Here is a 17,939-nt window from a genome sequence, read left to right as displayed (position 1 = left end):
GATTGGCTCATTCGGGATTCAGATCGCCGAGATACTCGTGCTTCGATAAGTGCGTCCTATGATGCTTTCGCTGTTCTCTTAGTAGAGCGGCGAATCTTTTACCGTTCCACGAGTAGTCTCGGTTGCTTTGCGCAAAGAGAGACTCACCTAAATCGTTTGTATTAGATGTAAGTGCCGGGTTGTCTGCGCGCTTTAAGGCTTGTTGAAGCGACACACCCGGATACGTCACAGCGAGCCACTTCAGAAGCCAGACATAGGACTCCGACGCGTTGTTCCGGGCACATGCGCGTTGAAGGTTGCGGAAGTAGGTAGTTTCGGAGTGTTGTCGACGCTCCCGCCGAGCCCGCAATCCGCGCCGGATGCGCGGCAAATTGCGCCAAATCATCATAAGTAGAACGGTTCCCGCAATGCCGGATAAAGCTGTGATCAGGATGCGCGATCGATATTGTTTCCATAAACTCCTATGTCTTATGGGAGCTATCGGCGCAGGTTCTGATTCCGGCGGAAGCTCGGTGACATAATCTGTGTTAGCTGCAGCCGTGAAGTGAACAGCGGGCAAGGTGGCCGTCACCAGGCGATGAGCCGAGAGGTTCCACCACTTCAATTCGATCGGAGGAAGTGTGTAGTCTCCCTCTTTCTGGACAACGTATTTCGCCGTCTGAGCGCGACGGCCGTATACGAAATCGCCTCGATCGGTCTTTTGATCATGGACGATGGGCTCCTCCGGGTAAACGCGAATACCATTAGGCGCATCGAATTGAAGTGGTGGAATCAACATCGATTGCATCTTCGTCGCTGTTACCGTAACGGTGCGCTCAATCGTGCCGCCGACGCGAAGGTTTTTCATGGGCGATGACCACTTCTGCTGCATGGTGAGTGCCGTAGTCGGAAGGAAGTAGTCAAGGTCTCTTGCCGCGGCTGGTAGGTCGGCGTGAAATACGAGTGTAGGCAGTGGGACGTGTGCGATTGTGCTCTTTGGCGGCGCGAGCGCATAGGGGACGGCGACCTGCTCCCGAGGGATGTGAAAGTAGCCAGCCTGTTGCGGATAGATGACGTAGGTTTCAGTGATGCCGGCGTACCTGACTCCACCTATCTGCGTATTGGAGTTCGTCGGGCGGTCCTGTGGCAAAACGACGATCGCGTTTTCAATCTCAAATTCCGGAAAGTCAGGACTTCCGGTGAAGTAATTGGGGACGTAGACCGTTACGACCATGCGTATCGGCTGGCCAACCAAGATGTCATGGGAGGGTTCGAGCCGGGCTTGAACGATAGGACTTTGGGCTGCTGCAGCGAGCGTGATGAATGCGGCGAAGATGGTGAGGAGAACGCGCTTCATGGATGACGCTCCTCGGCCGCCTGAACAGCGAAGCGTCGGCGCAGAAAATCGGCGGGGGTCGTCTGGATATTACGCATCCATATGTCCGCCATCTTCTTGGGATCGACCTGCACCTGTACTTTCTTCCCATTCTTCACATCTTTGTCGAGCTTCAATTGATCGGGTGGAAGATCTGGTGGAATCTCCTGCTGCTCTTTGTCCTCGTCTTTGTCGTTCTTCTTGGGGATGAGCGATTGAACGAGAGTTAGATTCTCCTGCGCCCCGGGCCACGGATGCCTCCGCGCGAGTGCCTGCTGGTACGCCGCTACTGCCTCGGGATATTTGCCGAGATGGGCCAGTGCGTCGCCCTGGTTGTACCAGGCCTCGGCGGAGTCGCTGAGGGCGAAGGCGTTCAGGGCATCGTCATACTCTCCCAGGCGAGCAAAAGCGAGTCCACGCCAGAGCGGGTCATCGAACGCGTCGGAGGCTCTCTGGTAGTCGCCCTTCTGAAAGTAGTAGCGACCTTGCTGATCGTGCGTCAGCCAGAGGTCGAGCCATGAGAAGCCTGAATGAACGTTGGTGGGAGGAACAACGAAGATGATAGCGAGTGCAGCGGAGGACCAGCGCACCGTCCAGCCTTTGCGGAACCAGAAGACGGCGATAGCGGCGATGGGAAAAGTGAGCCAGTAGCCTTCATCGATCCAGCGCGTCTTCGAGTTTTTCTGCTGCAGGGTTTCGAGGTGGTGTTGCACGCGGCGCTGGATCCAATGGATGTCATCGTCGTTGAGAGTAAGCGTAGTGGCGGGGATGTCGATGCGGCTGAGAGAGCGAAGAGCGTTTACGTCGAGCTTTGAATAGACTCGTCGACCGGTTCGATCACTGAGAAAGCCGTTGCCGGTCGTGCGCACAGGACCTCCGTTGGAGGTTCCTACACCTAAGACGAGAATGTCGTTCTGGTTGTCCGGCGCGGTAGCGAACTGGCGGAATTCGGGCAGAGCCTTAGACTCGATTCCGTCCGTGACAAAGAGGATGGTTCCAGGTACGGGCTCGTCCTTGAGAAAGTCTTCGACTGCGTGAAGCGCTTTGGCCGTGTCCTTTCCCTGGCTTGGCATCAGAGAGGTGGAGAGCGAGCTGAGGTAGAGATCGAAGAGAGAGTTGTCGGTGGTAAAAGGAAGCACCATGTGGGCGGTGTTCGCGTACACGAAGAGTGCGGTGCGCCCTCCGTTTCGGACCTTGAGGAGCTCACGAAGTTTGAGCTTCACTCGCTCGAGCCGTGTGGGGTCGAGGTCGATTGCGTTCATCGTCTCAGAGAGATCGAATGCGATCACGAGCGGCGCTCTATCCTCTGTGAAAGGAGGCTGTTCGCGCTTCCAGCTAGGGCCAGCCATCGCGACGGCTCCGATAAGGATGAGCAGCGAGATCATGTGGACGGGACGCAAACGCCAACGCCGCTTGCGCGACACAATGAGATGTTCCAGCAGGGCGGGGTCTATATAACGCTTCCAACGAGAGCGCACGTCGTCACGAAAGCGAAGTGAAAGGTAGATCACAGGCGCGGCGAGCAGTAACCAGAGCCACTGCGGACGAAGAAAATGCACCGCTGCCCACCACTCGCTCATACATGCACCTTGAAGACGCCCGAGGTCGTAGCTTCCTCCGGTTTTTCCCGTCGACGCGAGAAAAGCCTGATCATGAGACTCGCCAACAGCATCAGCAACTGACACCCAACAAACAGAAGAACTGCCGCACCGAGTGGAAACATGAAGAGTTCTCGCCGCGGCTGATAGCTCAAAGTTTTGAAGTTCTGTGGCGTAATCTTATCGAGGGTTGCGTACGCCTTTTCGAGCTCAACACGGTTCTCTCCGTGGAAGACTTGGCCGCCGGTTGCTTTAGCAATGTCATTGAGCGCGTTGTAGTCGACCTTGTCTTCTCCGGTGGCGCGAGGATCGCCAAGTCCCACAACGTGGATGGTGATGCCATTCTGACTGGCGATCTCGGCGGCCTTGCGTGGCGGCATGCGGCTGCCGGTGTCGTTGCCGTCGGTCAGGAGAATCAATACGCGCTGCTTGGCCTCGCTGTTATTGAACTGTTTGATCGCAAGTCCAATAGCGTCGCCGATCATCGTCTGAGGACCGGCCATACCTGCGTCGGTCTGGTCGAGAATCTGCAAGCCAGCATCGTGGTCGAGCGTGAAGGGTGTCACGGGATAAGCGGCCTGGCCAAAGACAATCAGACCGATGCGGTCGTTTTTGCGCTTGCGGATGAATTCACCAACAACCTGCTTGACTGCATCGACGCGACGCAGGCGCTTGCCGTCAGAAGTACGAAAGTCCGGAGTCTCCATTGACTGCGAAATATCGAGGGCCAGCATTAGATCGCGTCCGGGCTGAATCTTCTGGATGGGAGGCTCGATCCGCTGGGGCCGTGCCAGCGCGAGAACGATGAGGCCCCAACAGAGCGGCGCCAGTAACTTCTGCAACCAGTTTGTCCGCGGGACGACTGCGCCGGGCTGCGGTTTGAGCCCGAGGCTGGAGCTGATGTAATCGAAGAACGTCAGTCGTAGAGAATCCTGTTCTTCCTTATAAGCAGGCAACAGCCAGTAGACAAGAAGAGGCAGCGGCAGCAGGGCGAGCAGCCACGGATACTCGAGCTTATACATGATGCCTCCTGATCCAGGTCGCTACTGCCTCTCTCAACGCGTGTTCGTCCTCGTTCGAAAGCGTGACGGGTTGAAGCGCCATCTCTTCGATCCGATCAGCAGGCGGGGAGTGAAACGTCTCGTCGCCAGCGGCCTCATTCAGAAATTTGAGCCATTCTGCACCGTTAAGCGAGGCGACTCTTTCGCGTGGCCACGCCGCAAGCGCCGTACGCTTGAGAAGCGCAGAAAACTCATTTGCAGGTAGAAGATCAAGCTGTCGCAATGCTGCGCGGCGATAGCGATTAGCAAACCATTTCCTCATCTGATGAACAGCCATCCAAAGGACGAGGATTCCCACAATGACGAACAGAACGTACCAGCCGACGGTCTGGGGAGTCCACGCGGGCGTAGGCGGCTGATAAAAATCGTGCAGCTTGTCGAGAGGGGCGCTCATATTTGCCTTCTCCTATCTGCGGCACGACTCAGCAGATGACGCACCTGTCCGGGAACATCTTCAGCCGTGCTGAGCGGAAGCACCGGCACGCCGAGCTCATGCTGCCATGACAGAATTGCGCTCATTCTCTTGCCGGACGCCTCAAGAATGCTCTCGCGCACCTTCTCCTGCCCCAGTTGAAGCTCTACCTGCAGTTTGCCATCGCTGACTACGAGTTGTTCGGCAGGAGGGAGTCGAACAGCAAGGGGATCGAAAGCAAGACAGCATATGACATCGTTCAGGCGCGAGAGATGCAGCAGCAGATCGCGCGTAGTGTCATCGGCGCCGTCGAAGTCGCTCGCAATGAGAATGAGGGCGTCATGGTGGCAGACGCGAGCGACAGAGGCGAGCACTTCATTGAGGCGTTTAGGGCGGGGCGGCAAAGACCTGTCGCTGCGTAGCAAATGGTTTTGATGCGCGATGCGGTCGAGAATACGCAGAACCGTCGAGCGACTTCGATGCATGCGGATCTCTTCGGTCTTATCATCGTTGAAGACAAATGCGCCGACACGATCTCCCTGATGGAAGACCCTCCACGCAGCCAGGGCAGCGACCTCTGCTGCAACTACCGACTTCATCGATACCCTACTGCCGAAGAACATGTTGATGCGCTGGTCGACCACCAGCATCGTGGGACGGTCGCGTTCTTCTGAATAGACACGGACATACGGCTTCCGCATCCGTGCAGTCACTCGCCAGTCGATGCTGCGCACGTCGTCTCCGGCGACGTAACTGCGGAGTTCCTCAAAATCGAGGCCACGCCCGCGAACATGCGATGCGCGCCGACCAAAGAGCAGGCTATGAACGGGTTGGTTGTGCTTCAGGGAGAAGCCGGCCGCCTTGAACTGCAGTGCGATCAGCGAATCGAGTTCGGCATAGGCTCCCATGGCAAGAGGTCCTGTTTATGCAACGGCGACGAGTTCCACTACCTTCTTGATCACCTGGTCTGGCTTGACTCCTTCAGCCTGCGCGTCGTAGCTGAGCAGGATGCGATGACGGAGAACATCGTGGACCACCGCCTGCACGTCGTCTGGGCGTACATAGTCGCGGCCCTTGAGCCACGCGTACGCTCGCGAACACTTGTCGAGGCCTATGGTGCCGCGGGGACTCGCTCCAATCTGAATCCATTTGCGCAGGTCCTTATCGTGTCGCTCGGGATAGCGAGTAGCTTCAATCACGGCAACGATGTATTGTTCTACCGCCTCAGCCATATGCACCGCATGAATCTCTTTGCGCGCCGTAAAGATAACCTCTTGTGACACGGGTGGTTCGTGCGCGGCCACGCTCTCAGTATCGGCAGACTCGGCCTCTTCGCCACGCACCAACAACATGATGTCACGCTCGGACTTCTCTTCCGGGTAATCCACGTAAACGTGCATTAGGAACCGGTCCAGTTGCGCCTCTGGAAGCGGATAAGTTCCTTCCTGCTCGATCGGGTTTTGAGTCGCCATGACGAGAAACAGCTTAGGCAACGTGTGGGTCTTACCGGCGACAGTAACCTGCCGCTCCTCCATTGCTTCGAGAAGCGCAGCCTGAACCTTTGCAGGTGCACGGTTTATCTCGTCGGCCAGTACAAGGTTATTAAAGACCGGACCCGGCTGAAACCGGAATTCGCCTTTGTCCGCCGTCGTGTAATAGATCTCCGATCCTGTGATATCCGAAGGCAGCAGATCGGGCGTAAATTGAATGCGGGACAGGCCGGCGTCCAGAAATTTACTCAGTTTTTTGATCGCCCTTGTCTTGGCCAGCCCGGGCAGACCCTCTACCAGGAGATTTCCATTGGCGAGCAGGCCAATTAGAAGACGCTCGATCATTGCCTGTTGCCCTAAAACCGTCCGTTCCACACGTTTTTGCAGATCGAGAATAGAGTCGAGAGTGGCCACGGACGCTCCGCCAAGTTCAGTCTGGGTATGTGAAGAACAGGGACATGGTATTTGTTTTCTTGACTTGGTGATAGGTGTGATGCAGAATGATCCCGTTCGCTTGCAATACCTTGCGGTATTTTAGAGTGAAACCCCAGGGCCCCCATTTAAAAATCTGTTTCGTTCATAGGCTCCTCTCGACTGGAAGGCCCTCGCACGATCCAATGAGAGACCGCGACCTACGGCAAAGAAGCAGCGGTCGCTAGACTGTGTGATCTGCCGCTCTCAGCTTGCTCCACCGACATTCAGTACGCGAAAGGAGCTGTCCATGCTTTCCATCTTTAGCAGGATTTGTGCTCGGTCCGGAACGTTTCGCCCAGCCATCCTCATCTGCCTCGTGCTGACGGGCGCCATATTCGGTGCTCAGAATTCCAGGGCCGACGATAAGAAGCCAAATATCCTGGTCATCTTCGGCGATGATATCGGCCAAAGCAACATCAGTCGCTACACGCATGGTTTGATGGGGATGAAGACCCCGAACATCGACAGCATCGGCGAACATGGAATGACGTTCACCGATTACTACGCTGAAAATAGCTGCACGGCGGGGCGGGCGACATTCATCACCGGACAGGTTGCGGTGAGAACGGGAATGACCAAAGTAGGCGTTCCAGGCGCGCCCGTGGGGATTCAGAAGCGCGATATCACGATCGCGGAGGCAATCAAGCCTCTGGGCTATGCAACCGGACAGTTCGGCAAAAACCATCTCGGAGACCGTGATGAGTATCTGCCGACAAATCACGGCTTCGACGAGTTCTTCGGCAATCTGTACCACCTGAACGCGGAACAAGAGCCGGAGATGCCGTATTGGCCTAAGGACGATCCGATCTTTTTGAAGGTGTATAACCCGCGCGGTGTTATTCATTCCTTCGCAGATGGAAAGATCGAAGACACGGGGCCGCTGAACATAAAGCGCATGGAAACCATCGATGATGAGACCTCCAACGCGTGCATGGACTTCATGGATAAGCAAGTGAAGTCGAACAAGCCATTCTTTGTTTGGATGAACTTTACAAGGATGCATGTCTTTACCCATGTGCGGCCGGAGTTTCACGAAAAGAGCGGGATGCCCGGTAACGATTATGCGGATGGAATGTGGGAACACGACCAGGATGTAGGGAAGTTGCTGAAGAAAGTAGACGATCTTGGAATCGCAAATAATACGATCGTTCTCTATACGACGGACAACGGTCCCAATATGTTCTCCTGGCCCGATGCGGCGATGACTCCGTTCCGGAACGAGAAGAACTCGAACTGGGAGGGTGCGTACCGCGTGCCTGCGATGATTCGTTGGCCTGGACATATCAAAGAAAATGTCTGGTCAAATGAAATCGTCTCTGGACTGGATTGGTTCCCGACGTTTATGGCGGCGGCAGGGAATCCCAACATCACTGAACAGCTTCTGAAGGGTACCGGCCCCGGAGGCATGGCGCACAAGGTTCATCTGGATGGTTACAACATTCTTCCTTACCTAACCGGGAAGGAAGAACATTCGCCTCGGACTCAGTTCTATTACTTCAATGATGATGGGCTCTTAGTTGCCATGAGAAATGGGAACTGGAAGTTTGTCTTCTGCGAACAGCGAGAGATCGGGGGCTATAAGGTATGGTCGAATCCCTTCGTCTGTACTCGGCTGCCGTTGATAGAGAATTTACGTATGGATCCCTATGAAAAAGCGCCCCTCATTTCAGATCAATATGACGATTGGCAGGTCCATAATGTGTACTTGGCAATTCAGGGGCAAATCGCTGCCCAACAGTTTGTCCGGTCATTCAAGGAGTATCCACCAAGTCAGGCTCCGGCAAGCTTCACGATCGACCCGGAGAGCTTTGTGAACATGGCCCCGAAGCCCAAAGAGTGAAGACGGGATGGAGTTGAGTCCTAATTGATTGAAAGAAGAACTAACGACAAGCAGAAAAGGAACCGGGTTCATCCTTCACAATGAACCCGGTTTGTTTGATTCAAGGGGCCTGAATGCCAGCCGTGAACCCTGCCTCATCTTCCGCGAAGAAACTGAATAACAACCGTGGTGGAATCAAGAAGCCTGCTCAAGAGATGGAGCAGCCAAACGCCATCGGCTTCGATGGAAGAATGGCACTGTTTACGCTCCTGCTCTTCTTCTCCGGCACCGCGGCACTCATCTATCAGGTTCTCTGGATCAGGCAGCTCTCGCTGGTAGTCGGAGTTGAAGTGTATTCCATTACGGTTGCGGTAAGTGCCTTCTTCGCGGGGCTAGCTGCCGGAGGCGCGCTACTCGGCCGAATGGCGGATCGATGGAAGCGGCCGCTCCTGCTCTATGCTCTGCTTGAAGCGGGAGTTGCGCTGGCCGGATTTGTTGTAACGGTCGCATTGGCTCATACAGCAGGCCCGTTTGTCGCCATTCAATCTCGCGCCGGCGTTCTTGCCTGGGCGCTTCCCTTTCTACTGGTCGGAGCACCTGCATTTCTGATGGGTGGCACCCTGCCTGCGGCGGTACGTTCGCTGGCCGCAGGGACGTCGCGCGTGGCAAAGGTGGGCGGTTGGGTCTACGCAGCCAATACAGCCGGAGGCATCGCCGGGGCGTTACTCAGCTCTTTCCTGCTTTTGCCCTGGCTCGGCGTGCGAGGTAGCGCGATGGCCGCAGCTCTCCTCAATTTGGTCGCAGCGGGCATGGCACTGGGTCTCGATCGGCAATCACACGCAGAACAGATCACAGGAAAAGACATAGAAGCTCTTATCGCACAGCCTGCAGGTTCAGGCACGGCGCTCGTGCTCTATGCGATTGCGGGGGGTATCGCTCTTGGCTACGAGGTAGTGTGGTCGCAAGCCATGGCACAATTTCTGAGCACGAGGGTATTTGCGTTTTCAGTTGTGCTTGCGACATACCTCACCGGGCTTGTCGTCGGAAGCGCGCTGTATGCCCGTTTTTCCAACCAGGTTCGTGACGCGTGGGGGGTATTTGGACTCCTCATCTCCGCGGCCGGATTTGTGGCCCTGCTGGAGGTCGCCGGGTTGAGCTTGTGGCAGCTGCGCATTCAGTCTGAGGTCGGCAATCTTGTCCTCTCTCTCACCGGCAGCGAATTTGCCCACATGTGCGCACAATTTCTCATCGCTGCGGTCGGCGTCGTCTTTGTGCCGACAGTTCTGCTTGGCGCGGCGTTTCCTGCGGTGCTGCAATTGACCGTCGGGCCCGAGCGCACAGGCCGGGATGTGGGTGCTGTCCTCGCACTCAACACCGCAGGAGGAATCGCGGGAACCCTGCTGACGGGCTTTCTACTGGTGCCAGCGCTGGGACTCGTCCACACGCTAGGCGTGTTGGCGGTCGCTGCAGCAACCGTCGGCGCTCTGGCGGTCCTGCTAGGCAGAGGCGTGAGTCTGAAGATGCGGTGGGTGGTCTTCAGCGTCGGACTGGTGGCCGCCACAGTGGGCATCCTGAGCCCGCCGGATCGTCTCGCCCGACTTCTCCTGACGACACGCGGAGGAGGCGCTCTGGTTTTCTATCAGGAGACCCGTGGCGCCACCGTCGCGGTCGCACAACAGCGATCTGGCGACAACGTCTTCCGGCGGCTCTACATTCAGGGCGTCTCCAACTCTGGCGACGCGCTGCCGTCTCTGCGTTATATGCGCCTGCAGGCGATGCTACCCCTGCTTATTCATCGTGGCGAATCGAAGTCCGCGCTCGTGATCGGATTTGGTACAGGCATCACTGCTGGGGCGGTCTTGCACTATCCGCGATTAGAACGAAGGGTTTGCGTCGAGTTGCTTCCGGCAGTCGTGCAAGCGGGTCACCTCTTCCCGGAGAACTACAACGCTGGCTCCGATCCGCGCATGCAGATTCGTATTAGTGACGGACGGCACGAGCTACTACGCACATCAGAACGTTACGATCTGATCACGTTGGAGCCGCCGCCGCCTTCCGCCGAGGGAGTTGTAAATCTCTATTCGACAGACTTCTATCAACTCGCCGGAAAGCGGCTGGAGCCCAACGGTCTCTTCGCGCAGTGGCTTCCTCTCAGCACACAGAATGGCCAGGATACCCGCTCACTGGTGCGCAGCTTTCTCGATGCCTTTCCCTATGCGACTCTCTGGAGTACGGAGATGCACGAGATGCTGCTGATCGGGTCTCATCAGCCCATCGAGTTGAACGCGAATCAGATAGCCAGCCGCTTCTCACAGGGTGAAGTCAGCACTTCACTACGGGCTGTCGGCATCTCTTCTCCGGCCGCATTGCTCGCCACATGGGTTACCGGAAGAGTGGGGCTCGAGCGCTACACAGCAAATGCGCGTCCCGTAACGGACAATGACCCGCGCATCGAGTATTCGCCGTGGGTACGGCCAAAGGAAATCATCCACGTTCTCCCGGAGCTGATTGCTCTCCGTACAGATCCTCCGCTCATCGACGCAGATGACGCTCTACGCAGAGAAGTCATACGGCAGCGCCAAGACCTTCTGGATTTCTACGCAGCTGGTATCGCAGCGTATAGGGGAGATAGAGAAGCGTGGATACACGCAATGCAGCGTGTCGTTGCTTCGGATGACAACAATCCCTACTATCAATGGGTCGCAGGCGAGCGCAGATAACCTCGACCCTTACTTAGCCCACCCGCTTCGGACGGAGAGGCGCGAGAAGCGAGTCTAAGTCCTCGGGGCGCCCGCTGAAGGAGCGTCAGGTCGAAGACGAACAGTGGGAGCTTCAGCACCGAGGACTTTGAGCTTGGGCTCTAGTCCTATCGCCCGTAGAAGCTCGCGGTTTACATGATCATCGATTGCGGCGGCATTCTTTGAATTCACTGGATAGCGGATAAACACCTCAAGGGCGGTCGACTTGAGCACAAGACGGACTTTTGGTTCCAGGGGTCCGACTGAGACCAGAATCAATTTTTCTTCCATCTGCCGGCGTAGATGGTCAAAGCCCTCCTTGTACTCTCCAAAGGCAGTGCTGACTGCGACCAACATCCGTCGCTCCACATCCAGGTAGTCGCTATCTGGCGCAAGGGTGACGCTGGTTTCGTGCCATAGGAAATCGGTGCCGGGGATCTGCCGGAAAAGCGCGGCGGTGGGTTGAAAGACAATTGCATTAGAAAACGCAACGACTCGCCCTGAAGGCTGGACGTCCGATCCGACACCGATCAGCTCCATAACGTGGAAACGAATCAAGCCAATTTCGATGACTTCTCCATTAATTCCAGATACCTGCACACGGTCGCTGATTCGGATGCCAAATTTCCCTATAAGCAAGAAGTAACCCACAATAGCAATGATTACATTCTGGAGCGCTAGTGCAACCCCTGCGGTCATTAGCCCCGCAAATGTTGCCACTGACCCCAGGCGGCTCACAAACCCGAGTGTGACCACCAGGCCGATGAAGAACCAGAGCACGATCCGTCGCAATAGTAGATACGGATAGCGCCGGTGAGAATCCGGAACATAGCGAAAAATCGCCCGTTTCCAAAGCCTGAATACGCCAAAAACGATGGCAAGAAGCGCGGCAAGAACGATAAGGCGAATCAACAGCGATTTTCTTGTATCGGAGTATTCCCTCTTTGTAGCAACCCTCCAGTCCTGAAGGTTCTTCTGATAAGTCTCCAATAGAATTGTTTGTTTGCTTAGCGGGATGAGGGGTGCAGCAACAAGATTAAATTCCGCGGTGAGCGCGTCCAGTGCGATTCGTTGTTGAAGGAGCACCGCTGGATCAGACGAATCCGACCGGTCCGCGATAGTGTCGCCGCGAAGGCTCAAGGCTTTGATCCGGTCATGGAGAGGGATCTGCAGTTTGTGTGCACTCTGCTCGAGATTCTTCGTGTTACTGATCGCATCATCGATCATCTTAGTTTTTCGCGAGAGACCATAGACCGCAGCGAGTTTGCTCCAGATGCCAAGGGGTTCGGAGGTGCGGGCCGTTGCCTGCTGTTTCGCGGTCGCGGCTGATCGAGTCGCAGAGGTACTTCCCCCTATCGAAACAGAATGTTCTAGAACCTCAATGTGAGATAACAAGCCGCTTGGCTGGGGCGCACTTTCCATGAACTGCGACAAGCTGTTCATGGCATCGCGTCGGGCCTTGAGCAACGCCAGCTTACTCTCAGTCTCAGCGATCGCAGAAAGAATATCCTTTTGCTTCCTGATTGGCGCGGACTTCAGCTTTTGATGCAGCGAATCTAGTTGCGATTGAGTCTGCTCTAATTGAACGTCATTCTTGGATGCGGATGCCGCCAGAGATTGATAGCGGGAATCACGAGAAGTGGATGAAGTTGCTCCAGAAGTGGTTTGACCTAAGAGTTGAGCTCCAGCATGACCGAAATCAAACGAAAGCTTGACGACTTGGTCCGCCAGGGGAACGTTGCTCGCAGCAAAGAGAATGTCATTCGGGGACGGGGCCTCCGGTTGCTCAACTGCGATCTGCTGATACCAATTGATGGTCTCGTTCAAAAAGTCAGTTATCTGTGTCTGATCGATGGGGCTGGTCGCAATTCCAGCCGACAGACCCCGATTGGAAACGAGTACCACCAGCAGGATCACGAGGCATCGTTGGGTCTTCTGTTTTGGCATGGCTCCTCGATAAATGCGAATCGCTGATACCGGGCTACCAGATCCCATCCATCCTAAACCTAATGAAACGACCACCCTACGGTTGAGGTCGCGCCAAGATTATTTGACGGCGCACCCACAACCGGACGGTTATCGTAGTTGTCGTAAAAGCTGACACGGACATAAAAGTCACCTAAAAATTTGTGGTAGATGTCCTGATTCAAGGTCATCCGCACACGGCCAGCCGATGTAATGCTCGGATAGAGCCAGACAGTAGTATTAAAAGTCGTCGAATCGAATCGAAATGTTGAGAACTGCGCTGCGAAGGCAGAGTCCAAAGCCTTGGTCCGCGCGGTGCTTACGGCACCTTCAGCGTCCCGCTCAACCGTGAAGGCGAGTCCAGCCATAGCTGTCAGATTAGTGCGGTTCGTGAATATGAGACGATTCGCTACTCCGCCTCCGAGAGTGGAGCGAAGCGCGATCTGTTGCTCCGTACTTGATAGAAAATTCGTCAACCCACCGCCATACCAATTCGATTTGCGCAGTTGCTGGAAGATGGCAATCTTGGCCGTAGTCTCGTTGGTGTCAGAGGTTTCTTTCTGGCTCGAGAACTGAGAGCTTGTATCCAGGGAGAACAGATGCTCTTTCGATTGGTAGCCCAAATCTCCTTGAACGGTCAGGTTCTTCTGTCCGTTCGATTTCGCGAAACTCGAGCCCACGTCGAAGTCCCCGCGCATGCGTTTCAGAAAGGTCTCTCCAAGCTCGTTTATCTGGATTACCGAATCAAGTGGCAATGTTACTGTGTTGCCTTTGTCGATCGACAGAGTGCGGTCTCCTGCGCCCTTGCCAAGGGCCCCGGTGTATAACTTCCCCTCAGGATCGGCAATAACAAAGTCCTGCGTACTTTCCAGATGATCCACCTCAGACCAGTCGATGACGAAAGCGGTACTTGTATATTTGGGCTTGACGCTCAGCTGCCCCTGCGCAAGAGACTGGATTTCGCCTGTAATTTTATCGCCGTTGCGCATGTAGACGGTGTCCGTCTTGGTGCGGCTGCTCGCCATCGCGACACATGGCGCGAGAAGGAACAAAGCCATCCATCTTTGGAAAACCCTGCGCGCGTTGCGGTCGAACCGCTGTATCTCGGTTATCCGAGAGAAATATTTTATGCGATAGGTCATAGAGGTCCTCTGCTGCGCCAGCTTAGTCCGTGCCTACTTACGGAATCGAGATGCGAAGAGCCGATTCTATGCCTAACTTTGGGGAACGAGATGCTTGTTCCCGGATGTCAGGTTGCCCTTCGATTTCAGGTTCTTCAGAACCGTGCGTCAACTAACAGTCGGCTGCATAAGAGACTAGTGGAGCTTGTTTCTGCAGCAGGCAGTTTGAGTTATCTAGCTTGCCAATAGAAAAGGCTTTGTATACGATAAATTTCGCCTTTGTACGCGGCGGATCATATCACTGCGCTCCTGTTTGATGGCCAGTCGGTCTTCCAGGCAAATATATCCAGACTCGAAGATTCTTTCAGCAAGTCGATCCGACCCGGGCGTTTGCGCTGATTCTTAAAAGAAGTCTTTTGCTTGTGTGGAGGTGCATCCTGAAGCACAATGTACGATCGAATCCTGATTGCACCTCGGCTTGGACTTTGCTATGAGCGACAGGTCGGCGTGGAGGCCAAGACACAGGGCGACGACGCTTTTCAACGGGCATGACCAAGTGTGGTCCAGAAGTAAGTTAGAGGTTACACATGAAGACGCGAGTGGCCTCGACCAAAAAGAGGCAGGTAGAAGAGAGATCGGCCAGGGCGTTTTGGATCTCGGGCTTGGTTATTGCGTTGGCAGTTAGCGCATGTATTGCGGTTTATAAACACTCAGGGAGCTTTCAGGTAAAGCTTCCTGTCTCTGCTGCGACATCGCCCGACACGAACGAAGTTGCAGCATCGGCAGCGAGCACGGCAGCAACTCCGCCCCAGAAGTCCTCTGCTCCTGCAATGAACGTGGTCGCCTTCGGGCCCACTACCCCAAACACCACATCTCCCCCCGCGAAAGCTCCACAAGGCATGGCATGGATTTCTGGCGGAGAGTTCTCCATGGGCGCACAGAATCCGCCGGACATGGACGATGTGGGGATGAAGGCCACACTTGATTCCCGTCCGGTCCATCGCGTCTACGTTGACGGATTCTTCATGGATAAGACCGATGTCACGAATGCTCAATTTGAAGCGTTCGTGAAAGCAACCGGCTACGTCACAGTCGCGGAGAGAAAGCCACGCGCGGAAGATTTTCCCGGTGCCCCGCCGGAGAACCTGGTGGCAGGATCAGTAATCTTTGCTCCGCCAGATCACCCCGTCCCCCTCAACGACTACTTTCAGTGGTGGACCTATGTACCCGGCGCAAATTGGCGTCATCCCCTCGGTCCGAAGACCAGCATCATCGGTAAAGCGAACTACCCCGCTGTCCACATCGCCTATGAGGATGCTCTTGCCTACGCGAAATGGGCAGGTAAGCGTCTTCCCACGGAAGCTGAATGGGAGTTCGCCGCTCGCGGCGGCCTTGCAGGTAAGCCTTATGTCTGGGGTAATGAGTTCCGTCCCAAAGGCAAATGGATGGCCAATACTCATGAGGGTCATTTTCCTGATAAAGACACAGGAGAGGATGGATACTCTGGAATCGCTCCTGTCGCGAAGTTTCCTCCAAATAGATACGGTCTCTTCGACATGGCAGGAAATGTATGGCAGTGGACCAGCGATTGGTATCGCCCCGACTACTATCAAAAGCTCGAAGCTGACGGCGTCGCGCGCAATCCGCAGGGACCCGACTCCGCCTACGATCCTTCGGAGCCTGGCCATTCAAAGAAGGCGCAGCGCGGAGGCTCCTTTCTCTGCACTGACCAATACTGTTCGCGCTACATCGTAGGCACACGCGGCAAAGGCGACGTCGATACGGGTACCAATCATTTAGGGTTTCGTTGCGTGATGTCGGTTCAACAGTGGGAGACGGCACAAAAAGAGCCGGAGAATCATGCGCCACACAGAAACTAACTGCAATGCCACACGCTTTGCAGATCACCAGGTAAATGGCCTTCGTTCGCCAATCGTGAGTCAAGCGGTTTGTAAATTTCCAGTTGGCGAAGTTAGGCTTGGCACTCATCGACCACAAGTAAGGACATAATTGGTGTTATAACCTGGTGTTCCGGTCATGGCACACACATATACATGTCGGGCCGTTCTCAACATCAGAAGCCCATTCTTGTTGATGGCCGTTCTGCTACTCGGGTGGGGACAGATTCTACAACCTCAAACTCCTGCACCGAATCATTCCATCGTTGCCGGCTCATCATCGTCTCCTGAGAAGAGCAATGACGATCTAAAAGGTGACATGGACAGCTGTCGCGTTCATCGAGTGACAAGCCTCCCAGGAAGTCACCAGTTTGCTAGTGATTTTATCGAAGCTATTGCCAGCGATCCTGATCCCTACGCTGAAGACCCTGACGTTATATGGGGTCTCACAGCGGATCTTAGCGGTGAGGTTCCGCCACATGATCGAGCCATGTACATATCACAATCAACCAATGGGGGCGCGACATGGACTCAAGTCGCAAGGGTAGGTCCCCAATATTTCGACGCAAAGATAGGAGAGGGACTGCGCAACGGTTTCAGCGTGTCTCCCGGTGGAACCTACTTTGTGATCACGACTCAACGGGGTGCCTTTCAGGTCTTTCCCCAGTCAGGAACGTCTGATACTTTCGTGAAAGCTATTACGGGTCCGCGGGTTTCTCCTTTACCCCCCAAGGTTCCGATTCCGAAGAGGGCCGGCGACCCCGTGAGAGCAAACGCCGTTGAGATGACGGCAGACGGAAGGCGTCTCATCGTTGGCTATGGCTACTTTGACCTCGACCCACAGATCTTTAGCTACCACAAAGATGTGGATGGTTCATGGATCGAAGATGGACTCCTCCCCCGTCTTCCAACCGACATGGACATCCTCTCCATGCAATTCGATGATTCAAGGAAAGTAGAACCAGGCTTCCTCTACGTGGGAACCGGCGATCAGGTGTACCTTCTCAATCTGCACACGAACAAATGGAGCCGCATCGAGGGAGTAGGCCCAGACTCTGCGATCCATGGAATGACTGTCGTGGGAGGTCTTCATCTGGCAGCCTGTTGGGGGGTCTATAACCCGACAGGCCCCGGCACCGTGAGAAGAGTGACCAACGCGAGCTTTCTTTTGCATAGAACGACAGATGAGGCAGGTTCCAACCTTCGCGCTTACAGCATCGAGGTAGACCCGTCAAAGCCCACCCGCGAGGTCGTCACCTCGCTCACAGGCGTATACACAAGCGAAGACAGTGGCCAGAGGTGGAGAAGGCTCAATGATCTTCCAGAGGAAGAGTTTCGCCTCGCCCATTTCAACTCCGACGGAACAATCCTTGTCTCTGGAATCGCAGGTACGTTCCTGGTCAATCCATTTTCAGACGCTTGTTCGCCTCACCTAAAAGGTCGCGATAAATAGCTCTATCCGGAGTGAGCGCTGCCTATCTGCTTCTCGCAATTCGCTGGACAGACTTTCGCTTAGTCGCTTTAGTAAGCCGTGCTTCATATGCCAACTGAATCTTGTGCGCTGCAACAATAGCCCCAATCAAGCCCGGAAAGCGTTTATCGATCTCCGCACAACGAGAGGTGTTGTGCATCTCTACACCGTGACGTTCTCCCCGAATCAGACCTGCTTCACGAAGGATTTTGAAGTGTTGCGAAAGCGTTGATTTCGGTATCGGCGTTTCGCTGATATTCGAAAACGCAACACAGTTGTGCGTGCAATCCTGTCCTACGATATCGGCATAGATCGCCACACGCACTGGATCAGACAAGGCATGAAGGATCGCTTCAACCGTAACGTCCTGAACCGAGGGGTGAAATAGCGGTCTCACGAACACCAGGATAGTCTTCTTCAGCAATTAGTTCAATAGTACATAAATTCGGAACTAATGAATCAATCTGCCATCAACTGTAATCTATTCCCCAGCAGCCGAAACCTGCGGACAGCAAGCAGCTCGAAAGAATTTAATCCA

The 17,939-nt window shown here is 55.0% G+C and carries 14 protein-coding genes; 4 read left to right on the top strand and 10 right to left on the bottom strand.

Annotated features, from left to right (window positions below; all coding sequences use genetic code 11):
- Positions 1–7: 7 nt before the first annotated feature.
- Genes RBB77_RS06780 through RBB77_RS06755 form a run of 6 tightly spaced genes read right to left on the bottom strand, consistent with a single transcriptional unit; the run spans position 8 to position 6,329 of the window.
- The gene (locus RBB77_RS06780) at positions 8–1,336 is read right to left on the bottom strand and encodes a hypothetical protein (RefSeq protein WP_353065831.1); all 1,329 of its coding nucleotides are present in this window, start codon (positions 1,334–1,336) and stop codon (positions 8–10) included.
- Positions 1,333–2,934 carry a VWA domain-containing protein gene (locus RBB77_RS06775; RefSeq protein WP_353065829.1) on the bottom strand — a complete coding sequence of 534 codons (1,602 nt, stop codon included), beginning with the start codon at positions 2,932–2,934 and terminating at the stop codon, positions 1,333–1,335. The genes RBB77_RS06780 and RBB77_RS06775 overlap by 4 nt, the downstream gene beginning before the upstream one ends.
- Positions 2,931–3,974 carry a vWA domain-containing protein gene (locus RBB77_RS06770; RefSeq protein ID WP_353065827.1) on the bottom strand — a complete coding sequence of 348 codons (1,044 nt, stop codon included), beginning with the start codon at positions 3,972–3,974 and terminating at the stop codon, positions 2,931–2,933. Before RBB77_RS06770 ends, RBB77_RS06775 begins: the two co-directional genes overlap by 4 nt.
- Positions 3,967–4,407, bottom strand: coding sequence for a DUF4381 domain-containing protein (locus tag RBB77_RS06765; RefSeq protein WP_353065825.1), 441 nt, complete (start codon positions 4,405–4,407; stop codon positions 3,967–3,969). Before RBB77_RS06765 ends, RBB77_RS06770 begins: the two co-directional genes overlap by 8 nt.
- Entirely contained in the window at positions 4,404–5,333 is a 930-nt protein-coding gene (locus RBB77_RS06760) for a DUF58 domain-containing protein (RefSeq protein WP_353065823.1), read from the bottom strand. The genes RBB77_RS06765 and RBB77_RS06760 overlap by 4 nt, the downstream gene beginning before the upstream one ends.
- 15 nt (positions 5,334–5,348) lie before the next feature.
- Positions 5,349–6,329: an AAA family ATPase gene (locus tag RBB77_RS06755; RefSeq protein ID WP_353065822.1), complete on the bottom strand. Its 981-nt coding sequence runs from the start codon at positions 6,327–6,329 to the stop codon at positions 5,349–5,351.
- A gap of 307 nt (positions 6,330–6,636) precedes the next feature.
- Between RBB77_RS06755 and RBB77_RS06750 the strand changes: the two genes are divergently transcribed.
- Positions 6,637–8,229, top strand: a complete 1,593-nt coding sequence (locus RBB77_RS06750; protein WP_353065821.1) for an arylsulfatase — start codon at positions 6,637–6,639, stop codon at positions 8,227–8,229.
- Positions 8,230–8,342: 113 nt separating this feature from the next.
- Complete coding sequence (locus tag RBB77_RS06745) at positions 8,343–10,928, top strand: fused MFS/spermidine synthase (RefSeq protein ID WP_353065819.1); 2,586 nt, start codon at positions 8,343–8,345, stop codon at positions 10,926–10,928.
- 54 nt (positions 10,929–10,982) lie between these two features.
- Here the strand turns inward: RBB77_RS06745 and RBB77_RS06740 are convergent, their stop codons facing one another.
- The 3 genes from RBB77_RS06740 to RBB77_RS06730 form a co-directional block, all read right to left on the bottom strand.
- Complete coding sequence (locus tag RBB77_RS06740) at positions 10,983–12,893, bottom strand: mechanosensitive ion channel family protein (protein ID WP_353065817.1); 1,911 nt, start codon at positions 12,891–12,893, stop codon at positions 10,983–10,985.
- A gap of 59 nt (positions 12,894–12,952) precedes the next feature.
- Complete coding sequence (locus RBB77_RS06735) at positions 12,953–13,969, bottom strand: DUF481 domain-containing protein (RefSeq protein ID WP_353065815.1); 1,017 nt, start codon at positions 13,967–13,969, stop codon at positions 12,953–12,955.
- A gap of 784 nt (positions 13,970–14,753) precedes the next feature.
- Positions 14,754–14,933: a hypothetical protein gene (locus tag RBB77_RS06730; protein ID WP_353065813.1), complete on the bottom strand. Its 180-nt coding sequence runs from the start codon at positions 14,931–14,933 to the stop codon at positions 14,754–14,756.
- 28 nt (positions 14,934–14,961) lie between these two features.
- Between RBB77_RS06730 and RBB77_RS06725 the strand changes: the two genes are divergently transcribed.
- Both RBB77_RS06725 and RBB77_RS06720 read left to right on the top strand, forming a co-directional pair.
- Positions 14,962–15,912 (top strand): formylglycine-generating enzyme family protein, encoded by a 951-nt coding sequence (locus RBB77_RS06725; RefSeq protein WP_353065811.1) that lies wholly within the window; start codon positions 14,962–14,964, stop codon positions 15,910–15,912.
- Between the two features lie 214 nt (positions 15,913–16,126).
- A complete protein-coding gene (locus tag RBB77_RS06720; protein ID WP_353065809.1) occupies positions 16,127–17,383 on the top strand; it encodes a hypothetical protein in 1,257 nt (418 codons plus the stop codon).
- Positions 17,384–17,405: 22 nt separating this feature from the next.
- Here RBB77_RS06720 and RBB77_RS06715 read toward each other — a convergent pair whose 3' ends face one another.
- Positions 17,406–17,825 (bottom strand): ArsR/SmtB family transcription factor, encoded by a 420-nt coding sequence (locus RBB77_RS06715; protein WP_353065807.1) that lies wholly within the window; start codon positions 17,823–17,825, stop codon positions 17,406–17,408.
- Positions 17,826–17,939 lie beyond the last annotated feature (114 nt).

Origin of the sequence: Tunturibacter psychrotolerans (genome assembly GCF_040359615.1) — a bacterium.
GTDB classification, from domain to species: domain Bacteria; phylum Acidobacteriota; class Terriglobia; order Terriglobales; family Acidobacteriaceae; genus Edaphobacter; species Edaphobacter psychrotolerans.
The sequence above is the reverse complement of the archived record's forward strand: the minus strand, read 5'-3'. Positions and strand labels throughout refer to the sequence as shown.

Excerpts from the sequence above, each read along its gene's own strand:
- RBB77_RS06770 (WP_353065827.1), bottom strand. The coding sequence starts at position 3,974 with ATGTATAAGCTCGAGTATCCGTGGCTGCTCGCCCTGCTGCCGCTGCCT.
- RBB77_RS06725 (WP_353065811.1), top strand. The coding sequence starts at position 14,962 with ATGGGCGCACAGAATCCGCCGGACATGGACGATGTGGGGATGAAGGCC.
- RBB77_RS06720 (WP_353065809.1), top strand. The coding sequence starts at position 16,127 with ATGGCCGTTCTGCTACTCGGGTGGGGACAGATTCTACAACCTCAAACT.
- RBB77_RS06735 (WP_353065815.1), bottom strand. The coding sequence starts at position 13,969 with ATGGCTTTGTTCCTTCTCGCGCCATGTGTCGCGATGGCGAGCAGCCGC.
- RBB77_RS06745 (WP_353065819.1), top strand. The coding sequence starts at position 8,343 with ATGCCAGCCGTGAACCCTGCCTCATCTTCCGCGAAGAAACTGAATAAC.
- RBB77_RS06775 (WP_353065829.1), bottom strand. The coding sequence starts at position 2,934 with ATGAGCGAGTGGTGGGCAGCGGTGCATTTTCTTCGTCCGCAGTGGCTC.
- RBB77_RS06750 (WP_353065821.1), top strand. The coding sequence starts at position 6,637 with ATGCTTTCCATCTTTAGCAGGATTTGTGCTCGGTCCGGAACGTTTCGC.
- RBB77_RS06740 (WP_353065817.1), bottom strand. The coding sequence starts at position 12,893 with ATGCCAAAACAGAAGACCCAACGATGCCTCGTGATCCTGCTGGTGGTA.
- RBB77_RS06730 (WP_353065813.1), bottom strand. The coding sequence starts at position 14,933 with ATGCCTTGTGGAGCTTTCGCGGGGGGAGATGTGGTGTTTGGGGTAGTG.
- RBB77_RS06780 (WP_353065831.1), bottom strand. The coding sequence starts at position 1,336 with ATGAAGCGCGTTCTCCTCACCATCTTCGCCGCATTCATCACGCTCGCT.
- RBB77_RS06760 (WP_353065823.1), bottom strand. The coding sequence starts at position 5,333 with ATGGGAGCCTATGCCGAACTCGATTCGCTGATCGCACTGCAGTTCAAG.
- RBB77_RS06765 (WP_353065825.1), bottom strand. The coding sequence starts at position 4,407 with ATGAGCGCCCCTCTCGACAAGCTGCACGATTTTTATCAGCCGCCTACG.